This window comes from Pseudomonas sp. B13(2017), from assembly GCF_002113245.1.
GTDB lineage: Bacteria > Pseudomonadota > Gammaproteobacteria > Pseudomonadales > Pseudomonadaceae > Aquipseudomonas > Aquipseudomonas putida_Z.
Genome location: NZ_NEJX01000018.1, coordinates 29,908 through 54,210, shown reverse-complemented (window position 1 = coordinate 54,210; position 24,303 = coordinate 29,908). Strand labels below are relative to the sequence as shown.

The following is a 24,303-nucleotide window of genomic DNA, read 5'->3' as shown; positions in this document are numbered from 1 at the left end:
GGCACAAGGGCAAAAGAGGCTTCGCGAGAGGCGAAGTGATGTTTCTTGGTAGGAATATAAATTTCCTTTTGGCGATTTATAGGCGAAGTGAGGGGTGGCGGTCTAGAGATTTGTGAAATTTTTTATCCTGACAGGAAAGTTTTTTAACGCCATCGTGGCTCCTGTGGGAGCCGGCTTGCCGGCGATAGGGCCCGCACAGGCGACACAAAAACTGGCTATGCTTGCCCCATGACCAGTTCTCCATCCCTGCGCCAACCCTGCCCACCTGGCGCCTGCATTTGTGGCCGCGAACACCTGGCCGACCACCCGCAGACAGCCCAGCGCATCCTCCTGCTGACCCGCCAGGAAGAAAAGCGCCTGCTCGACCGCCTGGAAAACCTCAAGGACCTGGAAGACCTGCAACGCCTGCAGCAGCGGATGTACGAAAACCTCGGCATCCGCGTGCATATCGCCCCTGGCTTCAATGAAGTACGGACCATGCGCGGGATTGTCATCGAACTGGACGACCAGCCCGGGCTGTGCCGCAAGACCCGGCAGTCGATCCCGGCGGCGATCCGCCGTGGGCTGGAGCGCAACCCGCAGGTGGCCTTCCGCTTGCTCGATACCCACGACCTGTTGCGTGATACCTGAAGACCTGCCCGGCGCGGTCTTTGTAGGAGCGGCCTTGTGTCGCGATCGGGCGCGCAGCGGCCGTAATCCAGGCGACCCAGACCTGCCAGGAAGACCGGGGTTGCAGGCTTTACGGCCGCTGCGCGCCCGATCGCGACACAAGGCCGCTCCTACAAGGATCGCGTCAGCCCCACTAATTTTTTCGCCGCACGCTACGTCTACTTGAAAGCCCCCCTGCGCCAGGCGCGCAGCGGCATTCATCACTCAAGGAGACAGGCAATGACTTCCGTTTTCGACCGCGACGATATCCAGTTCCAGGTAGTGGTCAACCACGAAGAGCAATACTCGATCTGGCCCGACTACAAAGCCATCCCCAACGGCTGGCGTGCCGTAGGCAAGAGCGGCCTGAAGAAGGAATGCCTGGCCTATATCGATGAAGTCTGGACCGACATGCGCCCGCTGAGCCTGCGCCAGAAAATGGCCGAAGCCGCCGCCCAGTGACTGCATTGAACCTGCTGTGCCTGCCGTATTCCGGGGCCAGCGCCATGGTCTACAGCCGCTGGCGGCGCAAGCTGCCGACGTGGTTGCAGGTGCGCCCGGTGGAACTGCCCGGGCGTGGTGCGCGCATGGCCGAGCCACTGCACACCGACATGCAGGCCCTGGCCCGGCAACTGGCTGCCGAACAGCGCCTGGCGGCCAGCACCCCCTACGCGCTGCTCGGCCATAGCCTGGGCGCCTTGCTGGCCTTCGAGCTGGCCCATGAGCTGCAAGCGCTGGGCTGCCCGGCGCCACTGACCCTGTTTGCCTGTGGTACCGCAGCGCCGACCCGCCGCGAGGACTACGACGGCAAGAACTGGCGCGAGCCCAAGAGCGACGCCGAGTTGATCGGCGAGTTGCGCGAGCTTCAGGGCACGCCCGAGGAAGTGCTGGCCAACGCCGAGCTGATGAGCCTGACCTTGCCCACCCTGCGCGCGGACTTCCTGCTGTGTGGTACCTACGCCTACCGCCAGCGACCGGCCTTGCAGTGCCCGCTGCACGTGTTGGGCGGCATGCAGGACCGCGCCAGTGACGAGCAGTTGCAGGCCTGGCGCAAGGAAACGCACGGGGCGTTCTCGCTGCAGATGTTCCCTGGCGGCCACTTCTTCATCCATGAGCATGAGGACCGGGTGCTCGCTGCGCTGACCGCGTCGCTGCAACCGCTTCGGCTGTCCGCCTGATTGACGTCACCGCTTGCCTGGGGGAGGCTAGGCCTTTTCCCAGGCAAGAGGCAGACAATGCTGATCGATCCCCACAAGGCCACGCTGCTGGTCGTCGACATCCAGGAAAAACTCATCGGCGCCATGAGCGACCCTGAAGGCACCCGCGCGCGGGCCCGCTGGTTGTTGGCGGCGACGAACGAGCTGGAACTGCCGACGGTGATTTCCGAGCAGTACCCCAAGGGCCTGGGCCATACCCTGGCCGAACTGCTGGCCGCAGCGCCGGCCGCCGAGGTGGTGGAGAAAAGCCATTTTTCCTGCGTGGCCGCCGAGTGCCTGCCAGCGAGTTTGATGGCGCGCGAGCAAGTGATTGTCTGTGGCATGGAAACCCACGTCTGTGTGCTGCAGACCGTGCTCGGCCTGCTGGCGCTGGGCAAGCAGGTGTTCGTGGTCGAGGATGCCTGCGACAGCCGTACCCCGGCGAGCAAGGCCGCAGGGCTGGCGCGCATGCGGGCTGCGGGGGCGCAGGTGGTGACCCGCGAAATGGTTTTGTTCGAGCTCATGGGCAGTGCCGGCCACCCGCTGTTCCGGCACATCAGCAAGACCTACCTGGTCGGTGAACAGCCCTGAACGGCCGGTTACTGGCTGCCGGGTTGATGGCCCTGGCGCTGCTGCAAGGCTGCGCCGGGCGCCGTGAGGAAGCGCCCGAGGCGGACCCGGCCAAGGTTCGCGCCCAACTGCTGCGGCTGTTGCCCGCCCAGGCCAAGGACCGTGAGGGCTGGGCCCGGGACATTCAGGTGGCGTTCGAGGCCCAGCGAATTGCCCCCAGCAAGAGCAACCTGTGTGCGGTGCTGGCGGTGACCGAACAGGAATCGACCTTCAATGCCGACCCGCAGGTGCCCAACCTGGGGCGTATCGCCCGGGAGGAAATCGACCGCCGCGCCGCGCGCCTGCACATCCCCAAGCTGCTGGTCGATGGTGCACTGAAGACGCCGTCGGGTAATGGCAAGAGCTACCAGCAACGTTTGCAGGCCGTGCGCAGCGAGAAGCAGTTGAGCGAACTGTATGACGAAGTCATCGCTCGCGTGCCGCTGGGCAAGACCTTGCTGGGCGGGCTGAACCCGGTGCATACCGGTGGGCCGATGCAGGTCAGCATCGACTTTGCCGAAAAGCATGCGCGGGATTACCCCTACAGCCACGACGGCAGCATTCGCCAGGAAGTGTTCACCCGGCGCGGCGGCATGTATTTCGGTATCGCCCACTTGCTGGGCTATTCGACCAACTACGATCGCCAGCTGTACCGCTTTGCCGATTTCAACGCAGGCTGGTACGCCAGCCGCAATGCGGCATTTCAGGCGGCACTGAGCAAGGCGACGGGGGTGACGCTGGCGCTGGATGGCGACCTAGTGGCGCCGGGCTCGATCATGCCCGGGACCACTGAAAAGGCGGCGCGCAAACTGGGAGGGAAGCTGGGCCTGCGCAACCCGCAGATCCGCAGCCAGCTGGAGGAGGGCGATAGTTTGGCCTTCGAGGACAGCGAGCTGTACAGCGGGGTGTTTGCCCTTGCTGATGCCGCGGCCGGCAAGCCGGTGCCACGGGCGGTGCTGCCGGGGATCCAGCTGACAAGCCCGAAGATCACCCGCAAGCTGACCACGGCGTGGTTTGCCGGGCGGGTGGATGAGCGTTATCAGCGGTGCATGAAGCGCTAGCTGTCCATTGCTTGCACCGGCCTCTTCGCGGGCTTGCCCGCTCCCACAGGTACCTCACTGTTCTCTGGCCCTGTGCTATCCCTGTGGGAGCGGGCAAGCCCGCGAAGAGGCCGGCACAGCCAACATCAGCTTTCGCCCAGTGCTCCAACCACCTGATCCACACTGGCCTTCAATCCCGCAAACGCATCCTCAGGGTCACTTTCCACCACCACCAGCTTCGCCCCGGACGCCTTGATCACCTCGGCTACAGCCGCCTCCGGCTGCCGATGGTCCAGCACCAGCGCCACATCCTGCGCCTTCAGGTTGTCCCCCAGCGCCTTCAGCGCAGCCGCATCCCACTCGGCTGGCAGCGGCTGCTCGACCACGTCCAGGTTCAACCCGCTGGCCAGATAACCCAGCCGCTCCGACAGGCTCACCACCGTCAGGTTGTCGACCTTGGCCAAGCGTGTCTGGCTGTTGGCCGAGAGCTCCAGCAACTGGCGTTTGAGCCCGGCCAGGTTGCCCTGGATCTTCGCCTTGTCGCCCGGCGCCAACCGCTCCAGGTCATTGGCTACCACGTCGGCCATGCGCCCGAAGTTGGTCGGGTTGAGCCAGGGGTAGGCGCCATAGGCCTCGTCACCGCTCACCGCTATACCCGGCAGCGCGCCGTCCACCGGCCGTGCGGCGTCGATCTCGACGATCCGGATATTGCTGCGCCGGGCCATCGGGTACAGCGGGTCGTCACGCCAGATCGAGCGCACGCCGATCACCGCGTCGGCCTGCTGTGCGGCCTTGTGCAGGCTGGCGCCACCGCGCCCGCTGAAATAGGAAGGTTGGCGGCTGGCAGGCAGGTTGGCGGGGGCTGCACGCGTGAGCTGCACCGTGGTGCCGTCGAGCAGGGCGCTGGCCAGGCTGTGGGTGACGGGCAGGGTGGTCAGCACTTGCGTGGCGAAAGACAGCGACGGCAGGCCGGCCAGGGCCAGCGCCAGGGTCAGGCGTTTCAGGTTCATGCCGGGTTTCCTTGCAGGCGGGGGACGAGGGCGCGGGCCAGCGCCGCCAGGGCGAAGCAGATGCCGGCGACCAGAATGATCGCGGCGCCGGACGGCACCGGCAGGTCGAAAACGATCGGCAGCAGGATGCCGAGCAACGTGCTCAGCGTGGCGATCAGCACCGACAGGAAGAAAAAGCCCTTCAGCGACTGGCTGACCAGGCGTGCGGCGGCAGCGGGAATCACCAGCAGCGCCCCGACCAGGATCGCCCCGATCACCTTCACCGAGGCCACGGTGACCAGGGTCACCAGCACCACGAACAGGTAGTCCAGGGTTTTCACCGCCACCCCGCGCACGGCTGCCAGCTGTGGGTTGAAACTGGCCAGCATGATGCGGTTGTACAGCGGCACGGCCAATGCCAGCACCAGCACCGCGACGATGCCCAGCACCACCAGGTCCTGGCCGCTGACGGTCAGCACCGAGCCGAACAGCACGTTCTCGAGGATGTGCACGTTGATCTTGCCCGCCAGCATCAGCAGCAGGCTGGCGCCCAGCGCCAACGACACCGACAGGAACACGCCGATCAGCGTGTCCGGCGACAGCCCGGTGCGGTTGCGCAGGAAGTTGAGCAAGATACCGAACAGCAGGCAGTAGCCGAACAGGCTGCCGTAGGGGCCGGTGTAGGGCTCGCCCAGCAGGATGCCGATGGCCACGCCGGTCAGCGCGGCATGGCCGACCGCCTCGGAGAAGAAGGCAAAACGCTTGACCACCACCAGGGTGCCCAGGCCGCCCAGCACCGGGCCGATCATCAAACCGGCCAGCAAAGCGTTGACCACGAAACCGTAGGCCAGCGCCTCGGGCAGGTAGCCGGCAGTGGCCCAGTCCTGGACCGTTTGCCGAAAGATTTCGAAACTCATCAGGCAAGGCTCTCGCTACGCGGGTGAACGGAGAACAGGCCGAGCAGGCGCTCTGGGGTAAGGGCCTGGGCGGGTGGGGCGTCGAACAGTACCTGGCGGCTCAGGCCGGTAACCCGGTCGGCCAGGCGCAGCACAGCTTCCAGGTCGTGTTCGATCCACAGCACGGTGGTGCCGGCCTGGCGCCAGCCCTGCAGCAGTTGTTCGAACACCTGGATGCCGGCTTCATCCAGGGCCGACATCGGCTCGTCCAGCACCAGCAGTTGCGGCTCGGGGATCAGGCCCTGGGCCAGCAGCACGCGTTGGCGTTCGCCACCGGAAAGCGCGCCCATGCGCCGTTTGCGCTTGTCGAGCATGCCGACCCGCGCCAGGGCCGCGTCGATGGCTGGCTGCACACGGCGCGACAGGCCGAGGAAGGCGGGGCGGCGCTGGCACATGGCAGCCATGAAATCGTCCACGGTCATCGGCAGGCCACGGTCGAACTCCAGCGCCTGCGGCACATAGCCGATCACTTCGCGTTCGCCGGGCCAGTGCAGGGTCAGCTGGCCCTGGTGCGGCATCTGCCCGAGCAGGGTCTTGATCAGCGAACTCTTGCCGCCGCCGTTGGGGCCGACGATGGCATGCACGCTGCCGGCGGCGACGTTGAAGCTGACCTGTTCGAGGATGCGGGTGCGGCCCAGGGTCAGGTCGATGCTGGCAAACTCGATGCGCGGCCCGCAGGCTGTCACCAGGTTGGCGGCGGCGGTCATGCGCGGTTCTCCTGGATGGCGCGGACCACGGTGTCGAGGTTGCGCTTCATCTCCACTTCGTACTTGTCCTTGGTGTATTCGCCGTAGGAGATGTGCGTCAGCGGGTACAGGCGCACGCCGGATTCACGCTGGATGGTTTCGACATAGGCCGACGGGAAGTCCATTTCCGAGAAGATCACCCGCACGTCCAGCGCCTTGAGCTGGTCGATGGTCTTTTTCAGCTGGGCCGGGCTGGGTTCGATGCCATGGGCTGGCTCGACCACCGCGGTCACCTCCAGGCCGAAGTCGCGCACCAGGTAGTCGTAGGCGGCATGGATGGTGGCGACCCGGAAGGTGGCGCTGGGCGCCTCGGTGACCTTGGCCAGTGCGTCGGCACGCAGTGTGCGCAGGCGCTTGGCATAGGCGCGGGCGTTTTGCGTGTACAGCTTGGCGTTGTCCGGGTCGAGCTTGCCCAGTTCGCGGGCGATGTTGTTGACCTGGGCGATGGTGGTGCTGATCGACAGGAAGGTGTGCGGGTTGACCACCTTGCCGGCGCCACGGGCGGCAATGCCGGTGGCCGCCAGCAACGGTACGTTCTGGTTGGCCTCGATGGTGTTGATGCCGGGCTTTTCGCTGGCGGCGATCATGCGGTCGGCGAAATCGTCATGGCCAACGCCGTTGAGCACCACCACGTCCAGGGTGCCGATGCGCTTGATGTCCTCGGCCCGTGGCTCGTAGGCATGGGGGTTGAACCCCGCCGGAATCAGCGGCACCACTTCGGCCTTGTCGCCGACGATGTTGCTCACATAGCTGTAGTAGGGGTGCAGGGTAATGCCGATACGCAGGGGCTTGCCGTTATCGGCCAGGGCCTGTGCCGGCAGGGCAAGGGCCAGGAGCAGGGCGAGGGCGGAGCGGAGCATGGGGGGAGTCCTTGGGTTCAGTGACGGTGTTCGCGGGTGACCCCGGCGTCGTAATGGCTGACCACCTGCTGCCAGCCGGCGGCGATCAGGGCGGCCTGGCCAAGGTCGTCCGGGGGCACGGCGGTGCTGTCGCGGCGCAGCCAGACATCGGCCTGGCCGGTGCTGTCGGCCGGCAGGATCAGCAGCAGGCTGCCGGCCACTTCCGGGGCCTGGCTGCGGCCGAGGTAGGCCCCGGTCTCCAGCCACGACCATTGGTGGCTGCCGCGGCTCTGGCTGCCGGCATCGACCACGAACGGCGGCAGGCCTTCCTCGGCCAGGGCCTGCACGCTGGGCGCGGCGGCGTTTTCTTCACGCAGCAGCTGGATTTCGTCGAAGGCCACCCGCAGGTCGGTGTACAGGCCTTGCTCGGCGGCGGTGAGGTCGCGACGGGCGTCGATCTGGTGGCTGGCGATGGCCTGTTCATCCTCGCGTTCGCCGCGCAGCAGCACCACGCTGGTGGCGAGTACCACGATCAGCAGGCTGACCAGCAGCACGTACAGGGTTTCGTGCCCGGCACCGGCCGGGCGAATCACTTGGGCGCGGCTCATGGCTGGGCGATATCGGCGTGGTCGACTTCCACCACGTGCCCGGGGCCGGCATCGAACAGCACGTAGAACTCGCCGTCCGGGCGCTTGAAGGTCAAGGTCGAGTCATCACCGAGCTTGCCGCCGACCAGCACCTGTTCGTCGTAGCCGATCACGTCCAGGGTAACTCCGGGGGCGCCGCTGCCGTCCGAGAAGCCGCCGGTGCACTTGACCTGGCCGCCGGCCAGCTCTTCACACTCGCACATCGGGTTGTGCGCCAGGGCCGGGCAGGCGGCCAGCACCAGCAAGGGCAGGGCGAGGGTGCGCATCAGGTGTTTCATTTATTGCCTCCTTGTTTCTCGAGCCAGGCCACGGTGGCTGGCGATGCCTTGGCCAGAGGGACGGACGCCTGGTGCATGCTGCCGTCCCAGCCTTCCAGGGTGATCCAGATCTGCGCGTCGGGCTTGGTGCGTGGCGGGATCGGCAACGAGGTGCCCATGTTGTACGGCGCACCGAAGAAAATCGTGCCGGCGGCGCGCAGGCTGCGCGGTTTGCCGATGCGCAGGTAGGCCGCCTTGACGCCGTTGACGCAGGCCTTGCACAGCGATGCATTGAAGACCTTGAAGTGGCCGGCAGGGCCGTCGGCGCGGGGGGCCTCGTCACGCATCTCGGCCAGGTCCAGGGTATAGGGGCCGACCTGGATGTCGTTGATCACATTGGCGCCGAGCCCTGCTTCGCCGCGGAACAGCTTGGCGTCGGCGAAGTACTTGGGCATGAAGCCCAGCGGGATGAGGATCAGCAGGATGTTCAGGTGAAAACGCCACTTCAGCCACAGTTGCTTCAGCGGGCTGACGGTCACGGCTTGGGCCTGGCTCATGGGCGGATCTCCACGGTGGGTTCAGGGCGCGCCATGCGCGGTGCGCGCTCGCTGCGCTTGAGGGCGGCGGCGGTGGCCTGGGCGGTGCGTTTGGTCCAGATCAGCAAACCGCTGAACACCATCAGGGTGAGGACCAGGCCGAAGAAGAACCACACCAGCTTGATCGGCAGGCCGCCGAAATCGCCGGTGTGCAGCGGGCGCATCGACTCGGTGACGAACTCCAGGGCGGAGCGGTCGCTGATCAGGAACTGGCTGTCGACATTACGCGTGTACGGGTTTACCGAGGCGCTCTGGAACATCAGCGGGTACCAGCCTGGCCCTGCCAGGGTGATGTGGCTGTAGGCGGTGGCCGGCAGCGAGATGAAGCTGATGTCCAGTCCCGGGACCGCCAGGCCGGCGATGCGTGCCGCTTCATCCAGGTCGATGCGCGCTGCCGGGCTGCCATTCGGGGTTTGCGGCACGTCCTCACGGGCGATGACCGGCACGATGGGCCGGCTGGAAATGGTGATGTGGTTGTCGGCCAGGATCGCCTGGATCAGGAACCAGGTGCCGGTGATGGAAATGACCGCAATGAACCAGATCGACCAGACCCCGGCCAGGCGGTGCAGGTCGCCCCAGAAAATCCGCGAACCATGGCCGGTGCGCACCGGCTTGAAGAAGCCCTTCCAGAACTTCTTGTACACCACCAGGCCGGTGACCAGCGAAGCCAGCATGGGCAGCCCGAGCAGCGACACCAGGTACCAGCCCCAGCTGAAGCCGTTGGTGAACGGCACCAGCCACCAGCCGTGCAGGGCGCGGGTGAAGGCTTCGAAGTTGAAGTCCGGGGTCTTGCCCTGGATGGCCCCGTTGTAGGGGTTTACATACAGCGTCGGGCTGGTGCCGTCAGGCAGGGTGACATTGGCTTTGACCGCAAAGTGCGAACCGTCGGGCTGGATCAACCGCTCCACTACCATGTCCGGCTCGGCCTTGTGCAGGGCGTCCAGTACCTGCTGGAAGCTCAGGCGTTCGGCGTCGGCGTCGGGCTTGTTGGCGCGCACGGCCGGGTCGGCCAGCCAGACGATTTCCTGGCTGACCACCGCGAGCATGCCGGTGAAGCAGACGATCAGGACAAAGAACCAGATCGGCAAGGCGAGCCAGCTGTGGACCAGGAACCACAGCCTGGATTTGGATTTTTTCGGTGATTTGGCCATCTGACGGTCTTCTGCAATGGGGAGTCGAGCGTGTGCCCAGCCAAAGAGGGGCTGTATTGATAAGGACGAATGAGAATCGAAAACCTGCCGTTTTAAATGCAAGCAAATGTTTCAAGGCCGAGGGCCAATGCCTGTGCGTCGGTGTCATTGGGGGCTGCTGCGCAGCCCATCGCCGGCAAGCCGGGCTCCCACAGGGAGCGCGCAACCTTGAGGTCAGTGTTGTACCTGTGGGAGCCCGGCTTGCCGGCGATGGGCCGCACAGCGGCCCCAATCGATTCAGGCCAAGGTCGGCCTGGAAGGCATGAAGCAGGAGGGATCAGGCGCGGGTCAGGGCCACTGCCGGTTGCGGCTTGCCGTGCAGCTGAGCCAGGTCCTGGTACAGCGCGCGGCCAATTTCCGCCGCGCGCGCCGGCAGCACCGAGAGCAGGGTGTCACTCAGGCCGTGGCTGTTTTCGCAGAAGCCCTGCAGGTACACCGAGGCCTGCAGGTCGGGGCTGGCCAGCACGCGGTAGTTGCGGTCGACGCTGAAATCTTCCAGGTAGCCGGCCAGGGGCGCCAGCAGGTCACGGTGCGAGCGGCGCTCGTAGCCGGTGGCAAGTATCACAGCGTCGTAGCGGTGGGTCTGCTGCTGGCCGGTGGCGAGGTCGCGCAGGGTCAGTTCCAGGCCTTCGCGGGTGGCCACCACGGCTTCGACCTGGCGCCGGCACAGCACGTTGTGGCGGTACTGGTGGGCGACCTTCTGCCGGTAGAGGATGCCGTAGATGCGTTCGATCAGGTTGAGGTCGACCACCGAATAGTTGGTGTTGTGGTATTCGCCCAGCAGCTTGCTGCGCTGGTCGGCCGGTTCGTTGTAGACCAGGTCGGTGTAGTCCGGCGAGAAGATCTCGTTGACGAACGGGCTGTCATCGGCAGGCTTGAGCGCCGAACCGCGCAGGATCATGTCGACCTTGACCGACGGGTAGCTGTCGTTGAGGTCGATGAACGCCTCGGCGGCGCTCTGGCCCGAACCGATCACGGCAATGCGCATCGGCTTGCCGGCGGTGCACGGCAGCTTGTTCAGGCTGCTCAGGTACTGGGAGTGATGGAATACCCGCGGGTCGTCCTTGAAGGCGCCGAACTTTTCCGGGATTTTCGGCGTGCCGCCGCTGCCGACCACCACCGAACGGGTGCGGCGGCTGTATTCGCGGCCTTGGGCGTCGCGCGAGACCAGGCGCAGGTGCTCGACCCGGCCCGCCTGCACGTCCGGCTCGATGCGCAGCACTTCCTCGCCATATACCGCCTGGGTGGCGAAGTGCTCGGCGGCCCAGCGCAGGTAGTCGTTGTACTCGAGGCGGCAGGGGTAGAAGGTGCCGAGGTTGATGAAGTCGGCCAGGCGCTGCTTCTGGTGCAGGTAGTTGACGAAGCTGTAGGGGCTGGTGGGGTTGCGCAGCGACACCAGGTCCTTGAGGAACGAGATCTGCAGCTCGCTCTGGGTGGCCAGGGTTTCGCCGTGCCAGCGATAGTCCTGCTGTTTGTCGATGAACAGCGCGTCGAGGGCATGGCCCTGGGACTCGGCGAGTTCTTCCAGGGCGATGGCCAGGGCCAGGTTGGAAGGGCCGAAGCCCACGCCGATCAGGTCCTTGATGGTTTCCGGTTTTGCAGACTGGCTCATGGCTGCGGTTCCATAATGGTCGAATGTTGACGCTCGCCGGGAGAGGCCGGCGCCTGCGTTTGTACATTGGGTGGAACGAGCCAAACGACGGGGAATTTACTGGCGGGCGACCGGCCACTTGCAACAGGGGGCTAAAGGCTTGCGCCTGTCGGCCGATAGGCAGAACAACCCAAGGACCCATTTGCAACGCAGGGAGTAAGACATGACAGGTATTGCAGCAGTCAGCATCAGCACCACGGCCCAGGCGCTGAGCACCACCCAGGTCGCCGACAGCCAGGATGCGCAAAAGACTGAAGAGAGTGGGGCCGGCACTCAGGCCGACACGTCGAAATTGAAAGGTGGCGGCCAGGCTCAAGGCGCCCAGGGCAGCAGTGAAAGTTCGGAGCCTGCGCACATCAGGCAATTGCGCGAGATGATCAAGAAGCTGCAGAAGCAATTGGCCGAGGAGCAGAAGCAACTGGCCCAGCTGATGGCGCAGAAGATGGACGAAACCACCAAGCTGGCAGTTGTGTCCGCCAAGCAGGCGAGCATCGCCACCATCAATGGTGAAATCCTGCAGGCCACCGCGCAGTTGCTCGAAGCACTACAGAAAACGGGTGGCAGCAGCGCGGGCGGGATGGTCAGCACCACGGCCTGACGAACTTGGGGCTGCTGTGCAGCCCATCGCCGGCAAGCCGGCTCCCACATGGACCGCGCAGGGCAGTTGCTTTCGCAGGCCTGGTGCTGTCACTGTGGGAGCTGGCTTGCCGGCGATAGGGCCGGTGCAGGCCCCATCATTCCGGCGGCGGTCATTCGGCCGCCAGGCGCCCCTTGTTCTGCCGCTCCGCCTTGTACTGCATGGCCACCGCCGGCGCCGGCTTGGCAGCACCGGTTTCCAGCCACTGACGCATGCGGCTGGCATCGGCGAAGTGGGTGTACTTGCCAAAGGCGTCGAGGATCACCATGGCCACCGGGCGGTTGTCCATGCGGGTCAGCAGCACCAGGCAGTGCCCGGCTTCATTGGTGAAGCCGGTCTTGGTCAGCTTGATGTCCCAGTTGCTCTTGTTCACCAGGTGGTCGGTGTTGCGAAAGCCCAGGGTGTAGTTGGGCTTGCGGAAGGCCACGGTCTTCTCGCGGGTGGTCGACAGCTCGCTCAGCATCGGGTACTTGCGCGACGCCATCAGCAGCTTGGCCAGGTCACGGGCCGTGGACACGTTCTGCGTCGACAGGCCGGTCGGCTCGACGTAGCGGGTGTGCGCCATGCCCAGGCTGCGGGCCTTGGCGTTCATCGCCTTGATGAACGCCGGGTAGCCGCCGGGGTAATGGTTGGCCAGGGTGTTGGCCGCACGGTTTTCCGATGACATCAGGGTAATCAGCAAGGTTTCGCGGCGGTCGAGCTGGCTGCCCAGCCGCACACGCGAATACACGCCTTTCATTTCCGGGTTGTTGGCAATGGTCATGGTGAGCATCTCATCCATGGGCTGCTTGGCATCCAGCACTACCATCGCCGTCATCAGTTTGGTCACCGACGCAATCGGTACCACGCGGTCGGGGTGGCTCGAATACAGCTCCTGGTTGGTGTTCAGGTCTATCAGCAGGGCGCTGCCCGAGGCGAGATGCAGCTTGGATGGGTCACGTTGAACCTGGGCCGGGGGTTGTGCAGCAGCGGTCGACGGAAGGGTCGCAGTACCTGTGAGCAACAGCAGCAGGCTGAGGATGGACAGGGATGTTTTCACGTTGAGGCTCACTAAAAGTTGGTATGTCGTTGGCTGTGCAAGGGTTTTCCCCCAAAAACCGCTGCATTCTGGAGTATGGCTGATTTGCTGTCGAATGCCTTATGACTAAAGGGCGCAACGTGAACGAAATTTAATCCGGTACCTGTCCTGTACCCATCATCACTCTGCCGAAGACAGCAGAACAACCTCGAAGGTCGTCCCTTCCTCTTCGGTCGACTCAACCTCAATTCTGCCACCGTGGTTCGCCACGATCTCCGATGCGATGAACAGGCCAAGGCCGAGCCCCGCTGCGGAGCCCCGCTCTCCGGATGAGTAGCTCGAGTATCGCCCTTCCGGCTTGAAGATGTAGGGCATCACCTCGGGTGCAATAGGCTCTCCGGAATTCTGGACGCTGACCCGTGGAACACCATCCACCCTGGCCACCGTGACCTTGATCGGGGCCGTCGCATCGCCATGGCGCAGGGCATTGCCTATCAGGTTGGAGAAAACCTGAGAGATGCGGTCAGGGTCGAATTGCCCGGTGATGTGCGCCTGCTCATCCAGGATGATCCGCGCGTGCGGGAATGCCGTGCGCAGTTCGTCAATGACAGCCTGGCAGATAGAGTTCAGATCCATTTTCCGCAAATCCACTGGAATGCCAGTCCCCAGGTTGCAGCGGGCCAGATCCAGCAAATCGTTGATCATGACATTTGCCCGATGTGCACTGGTACAAACCTGGGTCGCAAGTACCTTTCCCTTTTCATCCAGTCCGGCCTGCCGCTGGATCAGCCCGCCAGCCATGAGTATCGCGCCCAAGGGCGAACGCAAATCATGACCGAGCACGGCGAGCACCATTTTCCGGGTCGCCTCGACTGCCGTTCCGTAGGCCGCGATCGACTCTACGAGCGCTTGGTCAATCGCTTCATTGAACCGGATCATGTCCTGAACATGATGCGCGTCTGCGAACGACTCCTGGGTAAGCCAGAGGGACAGAACGCTTGCGCGCAATGCCCGGTATTCGGACACCATCTGGTCCATCGAGAACCCAGCTATCAAGCGAGCAACCGCGTGGGTCTGCGCTGCGGTTTCGCTGGAACTACTGGGGCCTCTCCCTTGTGCTTTCTCGGACTGTTGTTGCCTGCTCTGGGGCGTTCTCATGTCTGCGGCCACGGTGCGGAGCATCTTCTCGGCATGATTGCGCAAGCCGATGGAGTCCTGCTTCGGCAGCTCTGTTTCAACCGAGCGGGCGTAATTTTCCCAAGCCTGGAGAATGGGTTCCATACTGCTATCAATGAAATCGAACAGTCTCATGGGGGCCTAACCCTGATCTGGAAAAAAGACATCCGAATAGCTTAGTTCATCCGGGAAGCAGGAAGTTTGAGCGGCAGCCATGAGCGGCCCACCTGGAGTTCAGCCAAAGGCGATCCCGATGCAACCTGCGTCGGGGGCAGGGGCATCGGGAAGTCTTGCCGGCGGCCTGGGTTCAGGCATGGATCAGCGAGAGGTCGCTGATGATGCAGATCGAGCCGTCATCGGCTGGCGTGGTATCGGTGTAGTCCACCTGGTTGTAGACCCCGCCGTGGAACTCGAATAGCTGTGTAGCCCAGGTGCTGTCGAACTGTAGATCGCCGGACGTACCGCTCACGCCATTGCACTTGGCCGTAACGTTGACCACGCCTGCTGCGGTGGCATGGATGCTCACCTCGAACTTTGCCCCCAGCGGTACCCCCTTGAGCACCGTCGAGTTGATCGGGTCAGTCTGGTTGTAGGTCCGCCGAAAACCCAGGGTGATGTCGCCCTTTTTCCAGAACACCTTCACGGGCGGGCTGTCGTCCCCGTAGACATGCATCTGCGCGATGACCACCTTCTGCGCCCAGTTGACCTTGGTCAGCGTCATTTCCTGGCGATTCCAGTGATTCGGGGCACCGCCCAAGGTCCAGTATTTCGGCTCCGACCACTCGCAGCGGGTCCTGCGGGTGCTTTTGCTCGAAGCGCCTTTGGTGGGGGCAGACAACTGGACCGAACCATCGCTGAGCACTGTCACGTAGTTCGGGTACAGGGCAATCGCTTCGCTGCCGGTGAGTTCGACCGCTACGGTGCTGATCGACGATTCAGCTACCGGAACGGCGAGGATAAGGTTGCGGATATCTACGCTCATGGGGAGAACTCCTGAATGAAAATGACGGTGGGTGCCGCAGCAGCACGGTGGCGGCTGCTGGAATGAAATTTAGCCTTGCGCTAAATCATCGTCAATAGCTAACGGCTAAAATTATTTCGCCGGGCGACAAATTACCTGTTGGCGAAAATTTTCCGCAGCGGGGCTTTACGCTTGATTTGGCGGTGAGATAAGCTTTCCTTGAATACTGTACGAATATACAGCTGTCAGGATAACAATATGTCTAAGCACATGAAGTCGACGCCCCATCAGCGCCAGGAAATGACCGGAATGGAGCGGCTGAGCTTGCGGGTATCAGCGATGATCAACCACCCGCTCGCGCAGACGCAGCGCTGGGTGACGGTGCATCGCCTGGATACCGACGGTGATGCCGAGTGGGAGGAGGTGATGGGCCTGCTGGCCGAGACGCCCGAGCTGGAACTGACCTTCAACGAAGACGAGAGCGTGACGGTACGCTGGGAGCGCGGCAGCGTGGAGGAGCGCGACGACTTTATCGTCGAGCAGGACAGCGAGCAGCAGGTCGAGGAGGCGGCACCTTTCTGAAGGTCAGAAAGAGCCTGCGGGGTAGCGTAATACTGTTCACTCGAGTCTGATGTGACATCGATGGGGCTGCCTTGCAGCCCTTCGCGGGCAAGCCCGCTCCCACAGGAATGTGCATTCCTTGAGGCTTGCATCGTACTTGTGGGAGCGGGGCTTGCCCGCGAAGGGCCGCAAGGCGGCCCCAGTTGCGCGAATGGACAGCATTACGCCGGGGTGGTGGGCTTCGCTTTACACAAGGTGTGCATTCCACACCAGCAGCACCCTGGCCTGGATGTAGGTCTCTTCCCGGCGAATCATGCGGTCCTTGTGCCGCGAGTTGTCGGAAATCATCTCGAAATGGTCTTCGTCGGCAATCTGCAGCCGCTTGATGTAGATGTGGTCGCCCCAGGAGAAGAAGTAGATTCCATCGCCGACGAACTCGCGGATGCTGACGTCCACGATCAGCGGGTCGCGGTGCTTGATGGTCGGTTCCATCGACTGCCCCCAGCCGGTCACCATCTTCAGGTGGTGGTGCTCGCTGAACTCCACGCCCAGCTCGCGCAGGTGGCTTGGGCTGACGCGAACATCCTTGAACATCTCGGGGTAGTCGTGGGGGATCTGCCCGCCGCCCATGGCCGCACGGACGTCGTAGTGGGCAATCCACACTTCGTCGCCCACCAGGCCTGGCCGAACAAGTTCAGCCGCCACCAGCGTCGAGTCTGCCGGCTCCTCGGCGGCGGCCAGCAGCCTTTGCCGGGTTTCTTCGGGGATGCCTCTGCCGCTTCTGGCAAGCATCTGCTTGACCAGGTCGGCCGCGGAAAGCTTGCTGTCGCCAGCCTCGGCCGGCGACTGCGCCAGGTCGCCCGCTGCCACCGCGTCGAACCACCCCCGCGGCAAACCTTCGATGCCCTCGATCCTGCGGGCCACGTCATCGCCCAGGTTCTTCGCTGTCTTGTCCGAAAGGATCTGGCTCAGGTGCGCAGGCGCCATCCCCCAGCGCTCTGCGCAGGATCCCTTCCTCTGGCTGCCGATCAGCTTGACCAGGTTGTGCTTGCGAATTTCGTAGATGTCCATGGGGCGAAGCATGCCAGTGTTTAGCTTGCTGCTAAATATGCTCAAGGCTAAATTTCTCTTGTCACGATATTAGCTGTAGGCTAAATTAAATATGCAAGCAAGGAAAGCCACCGAGAAGCTGTTCTCCAGGCTTACGACATCACCATCCGTTATGAGGTTTTCATGGACCCGACTGACCTCGGCCCAGGCACCATCACCTGGCTGGGCGGAACAGGCACCGTGTTGCTGGGTGCATTCCTCTGGCTGCGCAAGTGGCTGTCCAGGGATGCGGCTGACCGTGCCATGGACAACGCTGATATTGGCGTGGTCCGGCGCCTGAATGAGCTGCTCGATATCGAGCGTGACGCCCGAAGAGAAGCGCAGGCCAGGGCCGATCAGTTTGCCAAGGAGCGCAATGAACTGGTGATCACTGTAGGGCGCCTGGAAGGCAAGATCGAAGCGCTGACCAGTCGGGGCGGCCATCCTCCCCGGCAGGTCACCGTCCAGGGCGAGGGGATCGCCCGCCTGCGCGGGAAGCAGGGTGAGTGAGGCGGCCCGCAAGACAAATTCTGTTCATGCCCATGCGTATGGGCCCTTTTCTGTATGGAGACAACATGGCTCGATTGGATTCTGCCGCTGCCGGCGGCGCGAACGTGCTCGCATTCCTGGACATGCTGGCCTGGTCCGAGGGTACCTCGACCATCGCTGCCAGTGACGATGGCTACAACGTCCTGGTCGGCGGCCAACTGTTCAATGACTACAGCGGGCACCCGAGGCAGAAGGTGTGGTTGCCCAGCTACGGCATCCACAGCTCTGCGGCAGGGCGGTACCAGATTCTGGCCGGTACCTGGGATGCCATCGTGAGCACTTATGGCTTCAATGGCCGCTTTACCCCTGAGGCCCAGGACCTGGCGGCAATCAAGTTGCTGAGCGAGTGCGGCGCACTGGCACTGATCAAGGTCGGCCGCATTGCCCAGGCGATCGCCAAGGCCGCGCCGATCTGGGCCAGCCTGCCTGGCGCGGGCTATGGTCAGCGCGAGCACCAGTTGGCCGCGTTGTTGGCAATGTTCATAGCCTGCAGCGGGGAGGTTCAGGCGTAACGCCCAGGCAAAAAAAGACCCGCCAGGTAGGCGGGCCAGAAGGGCGTAGGGAGCAACGCACAACAAATACGGGTCAGGCGACCAGGGTGCCTGGTTGCAACTGTTCGACCAGGGCCTGGGCCGAGGCGAGGGTCGGCATCGGGCCGCTTACGGCTTCGCCGTTGCGTACCAGGTACCAGCATGCCAGCAGGCCCTGCTGACGCAGCGAAGCGGGGACGGCACTGCCGACGACGGACATGATCTGGATAGTGGCCATGTGGACCTCCTGTAAAACATGGCCCTACCTTACGCAGCAGCCGGGGCGGTTTGAAATTAACTTCCTCGATAGTGGTCATTGGTTCTATCAACATTTACCACCGCGGCGGGCCGTAATACACCGGTGGCGGGCCGTAGTAGGTGCGGTAGCCCGGCGGCGGTGGTGCTGGCACGTAGTACGGCTGGTAGTACACCGGCGGTGGCGGTGGTTGCACGTACACCGGTGGCGGCCCGTAGTAGACCGGTTGGCGCTCGACGTACACGGTACGGTCACGCCCGCCATAAACCGTCGCCCCGACCACGGCGCCAACCACGGCCGCACCCAGCAGCGGGCCGGGGCCATACCAACCGCCATGGCCATGGCCGCCGTGGGCGACAGCGGGCGCGCTGATGGCCAGAGCGCCGACCAGCAGGGCGATTCCGGGAATGTGACGGTTCATGAAGAAACCCTCGCAAGGACACCCCAGGTGTGGGGTCCTATTACTATGACTCCACTTTTCGTCAGCTGAGCACGGGGGAACGGTAAAGGTTGTGTAAGCGACGACCAGCGGTTACGTCTGTTACGCTGAACAAACGTTTCAGTTATGACAAAGGAGCAGGTTATGTCGACAACTCCCAGCAGAGACACCGTGCTGTGCATCTCCCTGGCGGGCCGCCCCGGCACCTTCGGGGTACGGTTCCACAACCACCTGTACCAGCAGCTGGGCCTGGACTTCTACTACAAGGCCATGCGCACCGATGACCTGCCGGCGGCGGTGGCGGGCATCCGTGCCTTGGGTATCCGCGGTTGCGGGGTATCGATGCCGTACAAGGAGGCCTGCATGGCCCTGGTCGACGAGATCGACCCATCGGCGGCGGCCATCGAATCGGTCAATACCCTGGTCAATACCAATGGTCACCTGAAGGCCTACAACACCGATTACCTGGCCGTGCGCCAGTTGCTGGAGCAACACCAGGTCGACCCGGCCACGGCGTTTGCCTTGCGCGGCAGTGGCGGCATGGCCAAGGCGGTAGCCAGTGCCTTGCGCGATGCCGGGTTCGCCGAAGGTATCATCGTTGCGCGCAACGAGCAGGCCGGGCGGCAGCTGGCAGACGTGTGCGGTTATCGCTGGGTGGCGGAGCTGGGCGACCTGTGCCCACCCATGCTGGTGAACGTGACGCCGATCGGCATGGCGGGCGGGCCCGAGGCCGAGGAGCTGGCGTTTTCCGAGAACGCCATCGCCGCGGCGGCGCGGGTGTTCGATGTGGTGGCGATGCCGGAGAGCACACCGTTGATCCGACGGGCGCGGGCGTTGGGCAAGCCGGTGATCACCGGGGTGGAGGTGATTGCGCTGCAGGCGCTGGAGCAGTTCGTGCTGTACACCGGGGTGCGACCCACCCTGGCGCAGGTGGAGGCGGCGGTGGCGTACGCCCGGGATATCTGATTATTCCTGTACCGGCCCTTTCGCGGGCTTGCCCGCTCCCACAGGTACTGCACAGATTTCAGATTCCGTGAGGTCCCTGTGGGAGCGGGCAAGCCCGCGAAGAGGCCGGCACAGGCATTGACAAGGTCAGAACACCTTGTGCCCCTCATCCAGCTGCTGGTCGACCAGCGCCCGGCCATGGGCCAGCGACACATGCTGTGCGTTCTCGAGGTCGGAGAAGAACTTCATCGGCATCGACATGCGCCTGCTGGTGTGTCCGTCGGGGTCGGTGATCAGGCACCCGGCGGCATAGGGCAGGGGGGAATCGGGGTGGGGCATCACGCTGGCGGTGATGGTGTGCTTGCGATATTCACAGTGAAGAGATTGCATCGTCCTTACCTCGCTGTGGCATGTGAAGCAGTTACCTTCATATACCACAGCAAGGGGCCGGGAGTTCCCGGCCCGACGAGCGAGCCGCGATGAACGCTCAGCCTTTGAGTTCGGTCGGCTGGATGACTTCGACCCAGTAACCATCCGGGTCCTTGACGAAGGCCAGGTGGTTCATGCGCCCGTCCTGCAGGCGCTTCTGGAACGGTACGTCCAGTGCCTCGAAGCGTGCGCAGGCGGCGCGTACGTCCGGTACCGAGATGCAGATGTGGCCAAAGCCGCGTGGGTCGGTGTTGCCGTTGTGGTAGGCAAACTCGGCATCGTTTTCGGTGCCGTGGTTGTGGGTCAGCTCCAGCACGCCCGGGATCGACTTCATCCACTGGTGGCGTTCGCTGTCATCGGCCGGGATCTGCGCCGGGTCGACCAGGGCCAGGAAGTACAGGCTGAAGGCGGCTTCGGGGAAGTCGCGCTTGTCCACCAGGCGGAAGCCCAGCACGCGGGTATAGAAGTCCAGGGACTTCTCGATGTCCTTGACCCGCAGCATGGTGTGGTTGAAGACGAACTGGGCGGTGGCGGCGTCCGGTTGGGCGGTGACGCCAGGCAGGGTTTGCAGATCATGCAGGCTCATGGGAACTCCTGAGACGGGGCCGGGCGCAGGGCGCCGGCAAAACAGACAGGCCGGCCATGATACGGCAGTGTGCCGATTGCGCAAATGAAAGCGCCCTGCACGAGGCAGGGCGCTGGAATTAGAGGCCCGCATGTGCGGGCGCGTGATGGGGTCGCTAGTCCTTTAGCTGTCTCGATACTGAGCCAGCCCTTGTGAAAAAAGTGTGAAGCACGTGTGGACGTTTCATCAGCGTACCCAGCTTTCTACCGTGGCGGCTCCGTATTGTTCTTTCCAGGCCTTGAGCCCACGGTGGTTGCCGCCTTTGGTCTCGATCCGCTCGCCGGTGTGCGGATTGGTGTAAACCTTCACCACACGCGCGCGGCGCTGTTGCTTTGGCGCTGCACTGGAAACCCGGGCCACTGCCTTCGGGTCGAGGATGGCGATGATATCGCGCAGGCTCTTGTCGTAGCTTTTCATCAGGCCGACTAGTTTCTGCTCGAATTCGATTTCGCGTTTGAGGCCGGCATCCTTTTTCAACGCTTCCAGTTGCGCCATCTGTTCCTGGAGCGCTTTTTCGGCAGCACGAAACTCTGCAAGTCTGGACACTGTAATCACTCCTGTACGTCGGTCGTGGCAGGGCGTGACGAACATTGAAGAAGAATAAAAACGCCGGCCACGCGGGTGGGTTCCGCTGTTCGCTGATATCGAGTGTAGTCATTCATGGGTACTGGGTAAACTGCAAACTTTTTGTAAGTAAGCCGGGAACTTTCCTAGTTTTGCGCGCGGTATTGTCCAGTTTTTCCGCGGTTGCCTTGCGGTGCGCTTAGACCATGGTCCAATGGCCCGTGCCAGAGCCTTCGCGCGATAATTTCAGATGATGGCCGGCTATTGTTCGGCCCCCTCGCAGTACCGTGGCCAGCACGTGCCACAGGTTGTTTACTCGCCTTGATTCTGGATGTTTTCTCCCATGTTTGCCCCTTTTCCCCTCGCCCCCGGGCGTCGTGTTGCCGGCTTGTTCCTGTTGTGTGCCGGCGTCAATGCCCAGGCCGCCGGTTTTCTTGAAGACAGCAGTGCAAAGGTCGAAGCACGCAATGTCTATTTCAACCGGGATTTCCGTGACGGCCACAGCAGTTCCAGCCAGGGTGCGTCCAAACGCGAAGAATGGGCACAAGGTTTCATCCTCAATGTGCAGTCGGGTTACACGCAGGGGCCGGTAGGTTTTGGCGTGGATGCGCTGGGCATGTTGGGCTTCAAACTTGACTCCAGCCCGGCAGACAGCAACAGCGGCCTGTTGCCGTCTTCCGGCCATGACCCACGGCACTCGGCGGACCAGTACGCGAAGATGGGCCTGGCGGCCAAGGTCAAGGTTTCCAATACCGTGCTCAAGTACGGTTCGATGATGCCGGATGTGCCGCTGCTCAAGTACAACGATGGCCGCCTGCTGCCGACCATGTTCCATGGCTCCATGCTCACCTCCGAAGAAGTGCGCGACCTGAAGTTCACCCTGGCCCGCCTGGACAAGTACACCGCACGGGATTCCACCGACCGCCAGGACATTCGCGTGCATTGCAAGAACAAGCGCTATGCCTGCGATATCGAGGCTGACCACTTTGACCTGGCCGGTGTCGATTACCGTTTCAACGAGCGCTTCAGCGCCCAGTACCAGGTGGCCAAGCTGGAGAACATCTACCGCCAGCACTTCCTTGGCCTGGTGGCCAGCCAGCCATTGGCGGTGGGCAGCCTGTCGGCAGACCTGCGCTTGATCAAGAGTGACGACATCGGCAATGCCCGCGCCGGCGAAATCGACCATCGCGCGTTCAGCGGCATGCTCGGCTACAGCCTGGGTGGCCACAAGCTCAGTGCCGGCTGGCAACGCATGTATGGCGACAGTGCCATGCCATACCTGGATGGCACCAACCCGTACCTGGTCAACTATGCCCAGGTCAACGACTTCGCCGCCGCCCAGGAACGTTCCTGGCAGGTGCGTTATGACTATGACTTCAAGGCCCTGGGCGTGCCCGGCCTGACTTTCTTCACCCGTTACATCAACGGTGACAATATCAAGGTGCCGGGCAGCACGGCCGAAGGCAAAGAATGGGAACGCGACACCGAGTTCAAGTACCAGGTGCAAAGTGGCACGTTCAAGGACGTCAGTGTGCGCCTGCGTAATTCCACTTACCGCAGCAACTATGAAAAGTGGGCGCGTGACATGGACGAGACACGGGTCATTGTCAGCTACAACTTCTCCATCTTCTGACGGGGCGCTTTGCCAAATACCGGCAGCCACCTGACAATGACTGCTGGTTCCCGCAAAGGGCAGGGCAATGAAAGACCTGTTGTTGATCGGCATCGGCCCGGGTGACCCGCGCCAGGTCACCTACGAGGCGGTCGATGCGCTTCGCCAGGCCAGCGTGTTCTTCGTGCTCGACAAGGGCGGCGACAAGGACGAACTGGTGCACCTGCGCAAGGCCATCCTGCAACGCTATCGGCCCGAGGGCGGCTACCGCCTGGTGCAGGTCGCCGACCCTGCACGCGATGGCCAGGCCGATGACTACCTGGGCGCGGTGCAGGACTGGCACCGGCAGCGTGCGGCGCTGTATGCCCAACTGATCGAACAGGAGTTAGGCATTGGGGAAACCGGCGCCTTTCTGCTGTGGGGCGAGCCGACGCTGTACGACAGCACCCTGCGCATCCTTGGCCTGGTCCGCGAGCGTGGTGTGGCGCTGCGCCTGCAGGTCATTCCGGGCATCAGCAGCGTGCAGGCGTTGGCGGCGCGCCATCAGGTGCCGCTCAACCGCATCGGTGAGCCGTTGACCGTATTGCCAGGGCGGCGCCTGGCCGGGCAGGGGCAGATCGACAATGTGCTGGTGATGCTGGACGGACAGTGCGCGTTTGCCCGGCTCGATGACCCGGCGTTGATGATCTACTGGGGCGCGTACCTGGGGACCGCGGATGAGGTGCTGATTGCCGGGCCGTTGCAGGCGGTGAAGGCGCAGATAATGGAAGTGCGTGAGCGGGAGCGGGCGCGCAAGGGATGGATCATGGATAGCTACCTGTTGCGCAGGGAGCTGTAGTCAGCTACAGCCTGTGCCGGCCTCTTCGCGGGCTCGCCCGCTCCCACAGGTACAGCGCCAGCTTTGGGGCCGCGCGTTCCCTGTGGGAGCGGGCAAGCCCGCGAAGCAGGCGACACCGATTTCAAGGGTTACCCAGAATGGCCTGCACCTTCTCCCGCAACTGGTCGATGCTGAACGGCTTGCCGATGAGGTGCATGCCCTCCGGTACATCGACGCTTTCGGCATAGCCACTGGCGAACAGCACCGGCAACAGCGGGCGCAGTTCGCGCGCCTTGGCCGCCAACTCTTCGCCACGCATGTCCGGCAGCCCCACATCGGTCATCATCAGCGCCAGTGCCTGGTTCGGGTCCTCGAGAATGCGCAGCGCCGCGTTGGCATGCTCCGCTTCGATGACGGTGTAGCCCAACTCGTCGAGCACTTCGACCATCAGCATGCGTACGATGTCGTCGTCTTCGACTACCAGAAGGTGCATGGTTGCGATCCTGTGCAGAATGAATGTCTTTAATCTGTGCTCCGGATGGCAGCAGAAGTTCCCCGAGGATACCGGTCCGTGCAATCAGATGGAACGATTGGCGCACATCACCTTCAAATACTGGCTAAATGCCCTGCCAGACCCGCCAAAGCTGGTTAGACTCGCTTTACGGGACAGAGCAGTGGCAGACAACTACAACGATCGCTTTGCCACACTTTCAATGGACTTTACTTGCTCG

General features: G+C 63.3%; 31 protein-coding genes. 12 read left to right on the top strand and 19 right to left on the bottom strand.

Going from position 1 to position 24,303, the window contains the following annotated elements:
- Positions 1-228 precede the first annotated feature (228 nt).
- The 5 genes from CAG44_RS21155 to CAG44_RS21135 all read left to right on the top strand — a co-directional run bounded on the left by CAG44_RS21155 (position 229) and on the right by CAG44_RS21135 (position 3,514).
- On the top strand, positions 229-630 hold the full coding sequence (locus CAG44_RS21155) for a hypothetical protein (protein ID WP_025338667.1): 402 nt from the start codon (positions 229-231) through the stop codon (positions 628-630).
- A gap of 258 nt (positions 631-888) precedes the next feature.
- Positions 889-1,110 (top strand): MbtH family protein, encoded by a 222-nt coding sequence (locus tag CAG44_RS21150; protein ID WP_016711157.1) that lies wholly within the window; start codon positions 889-891, stop codon positions 1,108-1,110.
- Positions 1,107-1,826, top strand: a complete 720-nt coding sequence (locus tag CAG44_RS21145) for a thioesterase II family protein (protein WP_085590977.1) — start codon at positions 1,107-1,109, stop codon at positions 1,824-1,826. Before CAG44_RS21150 ends, CAG44_RS21145 begins: the two co-directional genes overlap by 4 nt.
- A 57-nt stretch (positions 1,827-1,883) precedes the next feature.
- Positions 1,884-2,435, top strand: a complete 552-nt coding sequence (locus tag CAG44_RS21140) for a hydrolase (protein WP_025338669.1) — start codon at positions 1,884-1,886, stop codon at positions 2,433-2,435.
- Between the two features lie 26 nt (positions 2,436-2,461).
- Positions 2,462-3,514 carry a DUF1615 domain-containing protein gene (locus CAG44_RS21135; RefSeq protein WP_085692926.1) on the top strand — a complete coding sequence of 351 codons (1,053 nt, stop codon included), beginning with the start codon at positions 2,462-2,464 and terminating at the stop codon, positions 3,512-3,514.
- 125 nt (positions 3,515-3,639) lie between these two features.
- On the opposite strand, the gene CAG44_RS21130 is transcribed toward CAG44_RS21135, so the two are convergent.
- The 9 genes from CAG44_RS21130 to CAG44_RS21090 all read right to left on the bottom strand — a co-directional run bounded on the left by CAG44_RS21130 (position 3,640) and on the right by CAG44_RS21090 (position 11,325).
- Entirely contained in the window at positions 3,640-4,503 is an 864-nt protein-coding gene (locus CAG44_RS21130; protein WP_085692925.1) for a metal ABC transporter solute-binding protein, Zn/Mn family, read from the bottom strand.
- The gene (locus CAG44_RS21125) at positions 4,500-5,399 is read right to left on the bottom strand and encodes a metal ABC transporter permease (RefSeq protein WP_013973136.1); all 900 of its coding nucleotides are present in this window, start codon (positions 5,397-5,399) and stop codon (positions 4,500-4,502) included. The genes CAG44_RS21130 and CAG44_RS21125 overlap by 4 nt, the downstream gene beginning before the upstream one ends.
- A complete protein-coding gene (locus CAG44_RS21120) occupies positions 5,399-6,145 on the bottom strand; it encodes a metal ABC transporter ATP-binding protein (RefSeq protein WP_085590986.1) in 747 nt (248 codons plus the stop codon). The genes CAG44_RS21125 and CAG44_RS21120 overlap by 1 nt, the downstream gene beginning before the upstream one ends.
- The gene (locus CAG44_RS21115) at positions 6,142-7,044 is read right to left on the bottom strand and encodes a metal ABC transporter substrate-binding protein (RefSeq protein ID WP_025338673.1); all 903 of its coding nucleotides are present in this window, start codon (positions 7,042-7,044) and stop codon (positions 6,142-6,144) included. Before CAG44_RS21115 ends, CAG44_RS21120 begins: the two co-directional genes overlap by 4 nt.
- Positions 7,045-7,061: 17 nt before the next feature.
- Complete coding sequence (locus tag CAG44_RS21110) at positions 7,062-7,631, bottom strand: DUF6162 family protein (RefSeq protein ID WP_085590988.1); 570 nt, start codon at positions 7,629-7,631, stop codon at positions 7,062-7,064.
- On the bottom strand, positions 7,628-7,948 hold the full coding sequence (locus CAG44_RS21105; protein WP_085692924.1) for a hypothetical protein: 321 nt from the start codon (positions 7,946-7,948) through the stop codon (positions 7,628-7,630). Before CAG44_RS21105 ends, CAG44_RS21110 begins: the two co-directional genes overlap by 4 nt.
- Entirely contained in the window at positions 7,945-8,484 is a 540-nt protein-coding gene (locus CAG44_RS21100) for a thiamine pyrophosphate-binding protein (protein ID WP_085692923.1), read from the bottom strand. Before CAG44_RS21100 ends, CAG44_RS21105 begins: the two co-directional genes overlap by 4 nt.
- Positions 8,481-9,674 carry a PepSY domain-containing protein gene (locus tag CAG44_RS21095; RefSeq protein WP_085692922.1) on the bottom strand — a complete coding sequence of 398 codons (1,194 nt, stop codon included), beginning with the start codon at positions 9,672-9,674 and terminating at the stop codon, positions 8,481-8,483. The genes CAG44_RS21100 and CAG44_RS21095 overlap by 4 nt, the downstream gene beginning before the upstream one ends.
- Positions 9,675-9,990: 316 nt before the next feature.
- Entirely contained in the window at positions 9,991-11,325 is a 1,335-nt protein-coding gene (locus CAG44_RS21090) for a lysine N(6)-hydroxylase/L-ornithine N(5)-oxygenase family protein (protein ID WP_085692921.1), read from the bottom strand.
- Positions 11,326-11,527: 202 nt separating this feature from the next.
- On the opposite strand from CAG44_RS21090, the gene CAG44_RS21085 reads away from it, so the two are divergent.
- Positions 11,528-11,962, top strand: coding sequence for a hypothetical protein (locus tag CAG44_RS21085; RefSeq protein WP_085692920.1), 435 nt, complete (start codon positions 11,528-11,530; stop codon positions 11,960-11,962).
- Between the two features lie 151 nt (positions 11,963-12,113).
- On the opposite strand, the gene pbpG is transcribed toward CAG44_RS21085, so the two are convergent.
- The 3 genes from pbpG to CAG44_RS21070 form a co-directional block, all read right to left on the bottom strand.
- On the bottom strand, positions 12,114-13,040 hold the full coding sequence (pbpG, locus tag CAG44_RS21080; RefSeq protein WP_025338679.1) for a D-alanyl-D-alanine endopeptidase: 927 nt from the start codon (positions 13,038-13,040) through the stop codon (positions 12,114-12,116).
- A 159-nt stretch (positions 13,041-13,199) separates the two neighbouring features.
- Positions 13,200-14,330 (bottom strand): sensor histidine kinase KdpD, encoded by a 1,131-nt coding sequence (locus CAG44_RS21075; protein ID WP_085692919.1) that lies wholly within the window; start codon positions 14,328-14,330, stop codon positions 13,200-13,202.
- Positions 14,331-14,502: 172 nt separating this feature from the next.
- The gene (locus CAG44_RS21070; protein ID WP_085692918.1) at positions 14,503-15,177 is read right to left on the bottom strand and encodes a polysaccharide lyase family 7 protein; all 675 of its coding nucleotides are present in this window, start codon (positions 15,175-15,177) and stop codon (positions 14,503-14,505) included.
- 237 nt (positions 15,178-15,414) lie between these two features.
- On the opposite strand from CAG44_RS21070, the gene CAG44_RS21065 reads away from it, so the two are divergent.
- Positions 15,415-15,738, top strand: coding sequence for a DUF1654 domain-containing protein (locus tag CAG44_RS21065; RefSeq protein WP_085692917.1), 324 nt, complete (start codon positions 15,415-15,417; stop codon positions 15,736-15,738).
- 225 nt (positions 15,739-15,963) lie between these two features.
- On the opposite strand, the gene CAG44_RS21060 is transcribed toward CAG44_RS21065, so the two are convergent.
- A complete protein-coding gene (locus CAG44_RS21060; protein WP_085692916.1) occupies positions 15,964-16,788 on the bottom strand; it encodes a S24 family peptidase in 825 nt (274 codons plus the stop codon).
- A gap of 162 nt (positions 16,789-16,950) precedes the next feature.
- Between CAG44_RS21060 and CAG44_RS21055 the strand changes: the two genes are divergently transcribed.
- Positions 16,951-17,316 carry a chemotaxis protein gene (locus tag CAG44_RS21055; RefSeq protein WP_075044881.1) on the top strand — a complete coding sequence of 122 codons (366 nt, stop codon included), beginning with the start codon at positions 16,951-16,953 and terminating at the stop codon, positions 17,314-17,316.
- A gap of 65 nt (positions 17,317-17,381) precedes the next feature.
- Entirely contained in the window at positions 17,382-17,867 is a 486-nt protein-coding gene (locus CAG44_RS21050; protein WP_085591005.1) for a glycoside hydrolase family protein, read from the top strand.
- A 73-nt stretch (positions 17,868-17,940) separates the two neighbouring features.
- On the opposite strand, the gene CAG44_RS21045 is transcribed toward CAG44_RS21050, so the two are convergent.
- Positions 17,941-18,123 (bottom strand): hypothetical protein, encoded by a 183-nt coding sequence (locus tag CAG44_RS21045; protein ID WP_025338686.1) that lies wholly within the window; start codon positions 18,121-18,123, stop codon positions 17,941-17,943.
- Between the two features lie 94 nt (positions 18,124-18,217).
- The gene (locus tag CAG44_RS21040) at positions 18,218-18,562 is read right to left on the bottom strand and encodes a hypothetical protein (RefSeq protein WP_025338687.1); all 345 of its coding nucleotides are present in this window, start codon (positions 18,560-18,562) and stop codon (positions 18,218-18,220) included.
- A 162-nt stretch (positions 18,563-18,724) separates the two neighbouring features.
- Between CAG44_RS21040 and CAG44_RS21035 the strand changes: the two genes are divergently transcribed.
- On the top strand, positions 18,725-19,546 hold the full coding sequence (locus tag CAG44_RS21035) for a shikimate 5-dehydrogenase (protein ID WP_085692915.1): 822 nt from the start codon (positions 18,725-18,727) through the stop codon (positions 19,544-19,546).
- Positions 19,547-19,672: 126 nt separating this feature from the next.
- Here the strand turns inward: CAG44_RS21035 and CAG44_RS21030 are convergent, their stop codons facing one another.
- The 3 genes from CAG44_RS21030 to CAG44_RS21020 form a co-directional block, all read right to left on the bottom strand.
- Complete coding sequence (locus CAG44_RS21030) at positions 19,673-19,915, bottom strand: hypothetical protein (RefSeq protein WP_013973119.1); 243 nt, start codon at positions 19,913-19,915, stop codon at positions 19,673-19,675.
- A gap of 97 nt (positions 19,916-20,012) precedes the next feature.
- Positions 20,013-20,540 (bottom strand): lactoylglutathione lyase, encoded by a 528-nt coding sequence (gene gloA, locus CAG44_RS21025; RefSeq protein WP_025338689.1) that lies wholly within the window; start codon positions 20,538-20,540, stop codon positions 20,013-20,015.
- A gap of 225 nt (positions 20,541-20,765) precedes the next feature.
- Entirely contained in the window at positions 20,766-21,125 is a 360-nt protein-coding gene (locus CAG44_RS21020; protein ID WP_015270810.1) for a histone-like nucleoid-structuring protein, MvaT/MvaU family, read from the bottom strand.
- Positions 21,126-21,486: 361 nt separating this feature from the next.
- Here CAG44_RS21020 and CAG44_RS21015 point away from each other — a divergent pair, with 361 nt between their 5' ends.
- On the top strand, positions 21,487-22,776 hold the full coding sequence (locus CAG44_RS21015) for an OprD family porin (RefSeq protein WP_085692914.1): 1,290 nt from the start codon (positions 21,487-21,489) through the stop codon (positions 22,774-22,776).
- Positions 22,777-22,843: 67 nt separating this feature from the next.
- Positions 22,844-23,593 carry a precorrin-6A synthase (deacetylating) gene (gene cobF, locus CAG44_RS21010; protein WP_085591014.1) on the top strand — a complete coding sequence of 250 codons (750 nt, stop codon included), beginning with the start codon at positions 22,844-22,846 and terminating at the stop codon, positions 23,591-23,593.
- Positions 23,594-23,714: 121 nt separating this feature from the next.
- Here the strand turns inward: cobF and CAG44_RS21005 are convergent, their stop codons facing one another.
- Positions 23,715-24,065, bottom strand: a complete 351-nt coding sequence (locus CAG44_RS21005; RefSeq protein ID WP_085692913.1) for a response regulator — start codon at positions 24,063-24,065, stop codon at positions 23,715-23,717.
- Between the last annotated feature and the right edge of the window lie 238 nt (positions 24,066-24,303).

Coding starts and splice junctions, on each gene's coding strand:
- CAG44_RS21040 (WP_025338687.1), bottom strand. CDS start 18,562: ATGAACCGTCACATTCCCGGAATCGCCCTGCTGGTCGGCGCTCTGGCC.
- gloA (WP_025338689.1), bottom strand. CDS start 20,540: ATGAGCCTGCATGATCTGCAAACCCTGCCTGGCGTCACCGCCCAACCG.
- CAG44_RS21085 (WP_085692920.1), top strand. CDS start 11,528: ATGACAGGTATTGCAGCAGTCAGCATCAGCACCACGGCCCAGGCGCTG.
- CAG44_RS21070 (WP_085692918.1), bottom strand. CDS start 15,177: ATGAGCGTAGATATCCGCAACCTTATCCTCGCCGTTCCGGTAGCTGAA.
- CAG44_RS21015 (WP_085692914.1), top strand. CDS start 21,487: ATGTTTGCCCCTTTTCCCCTCGCCCCCGGGCGTCGTGTTGCCGGCTTG.
- CAG44_RS21035 (WP_085692915.1), top strand. CDS start 18,725: ATGTCGACAACTCCCAGCAGAGACACCGTGCTGTGCATCTCCCTGGCG.
- CAG44_RS21115 (WP_025338673.1), bottom strand. CDS start 7,044: ATGCTCCGCTCCGCCCTCGCCCTGCTCCTGGCCCTTGCCCTGCCGGCA.
- CAG44_RS21150 (WP_016711157.1), top strand. CDS start 889: ATGACTTCCGTTTTCGACCGCGACGATATCCAGTTCCAGGTAGTGGTC.
- CAG44_RS21140 (WP_025338669.1), top strand. CDS start 1,884: ATGCTGATCGATCCCCACAAGGCCACGCTGCTGGTCGTCGACATCCAG.
- CAG44_RS21045 (WP_025338686.1), bottom strand. CDS start 18,123: ATGGCCACTATCCAGATCATGTCCGTCGTCGGCAGTGCCGTCCCCGCT.
- CAG44_RS21135 (WP_085692926.1), top strand. CDS start 2,462: ATGGCCCTGGCGCTGCTGCAAGGCTGCGCCGGGCGCCGTGAGGAAGCG.
- CAG44_RS21130 (WP_085692925.1), bottom strand. CDS start 4,503: ATGAACCTGAAACGCCTGACCCTGGCGCTGGCCCTGGCCGGCCTGCCG.
- CAG44_RS21065 (WP_085692917.1), top strand. CDS start 15,415: ATGTCTAAGCACATGAAGTCGACGCCCCATCAGCGCCAGGAAATGACC.
- CAG44_RS21090 (WP_085692921.1), bottom strand. CDS start 11,325: ATGAGCCAGTCTGCAAAACCGGAAACCATCAAGGACCTGATCGGCGTG.
- CAG44_RS21050 (WP_085591005.1), top strand. CDS start 17,382: ATGGCTCGATTGGATTCTGCCGCTGCCGGCGGCGCGAACGTGCTCGCA.
- CAG44_RS21120 (WP_085590986.1), bottom strand. CDS start 6,145: ATGACCGCCGCCGCCAACCTGGTGACAGCCTGCGGGCCGCGCATCGAG.
- CAG44_RS21105 (WP_085692924.1), bottom strand. CDS start 7,948: ATGAAACACCTGATGCGCACCCTCGCCCTGCCCTTGCTGGTGCTGGCC.
- CAG44_RS21155 (WP_025338667.1), top strand. CDS start 229: ATGACCAGTTCTCCATCCCTGCGCCAACCCTGCCCACCTGGCGCCTGC.
- CAG44_RS21095 (WP_085692922.1), bottom strand. CDS start 9,674: ATGGCCAAATCACCGAAAAAATCCAAATCCAGGCTGTGGTTCCTGGTC.
- CAG44_RS21125 (WP_013973136.1), bottom strand. CDS start 5,399: ATGAGTTTCGAAATCTTTCGGCAAACGGTCCAGGACTGGGCCACTGCC.
- CAG44_RS21005 (WP_085692913.1), bottom strand. CDS start 24,065: ATGCACCTTCTGGTAGTCGAAGACGACGACATCGTACGCATGCTGATG.
- CAG44_RS21055 (WP_075044881.1), top strand. CDS start 16,951: ATGGACCCGACTGACCTCGGCCCAGGCACCATCACCTGGCTGGGCGGA.
- CAG44_RS21075 (WP_085692919.1), bottom strand. CDS start 14,330: ATGAGACTGTTCGATTTCATTGATAGCAGTATGGAACCCATTCTCCAG.
- CAG44_RS21030 (WP_013973119.1), bottom strand. CDS start 19,915: ATGCAATCTCTTCACTGTGAATATCGCAAGCACACCATCACCGCCAGC.
- CAG44_RS21060 (WP_085692916.1), bottom strand. CDS start 16,788: ATGGACATCTACGAAATTCGCAAGCACAACCTGGTCAAGCTGATCGGC.
- cobF (WP_085591014.1), top strand. CDS start 22,844: ATGAAAGACCTGTTGTTGATCGGCATCGGCCCGGGTGACCCGCGCCAG.
- CAG44_RS21100 (WP_085692923.1), bottom strand. CDS start 8,484: ATGAGCCAGGCCCAAGCCGTGACCGTCAGCCCGCTGAAGCAACTGTGG.
- CAG44_RS21110 (WP_085590988.1), bottom strand. CDS start 7,631: ATGAGCCGCGCCCAAGTGATTCGCCCGGCCGGTGCCGGGCACGAAACC.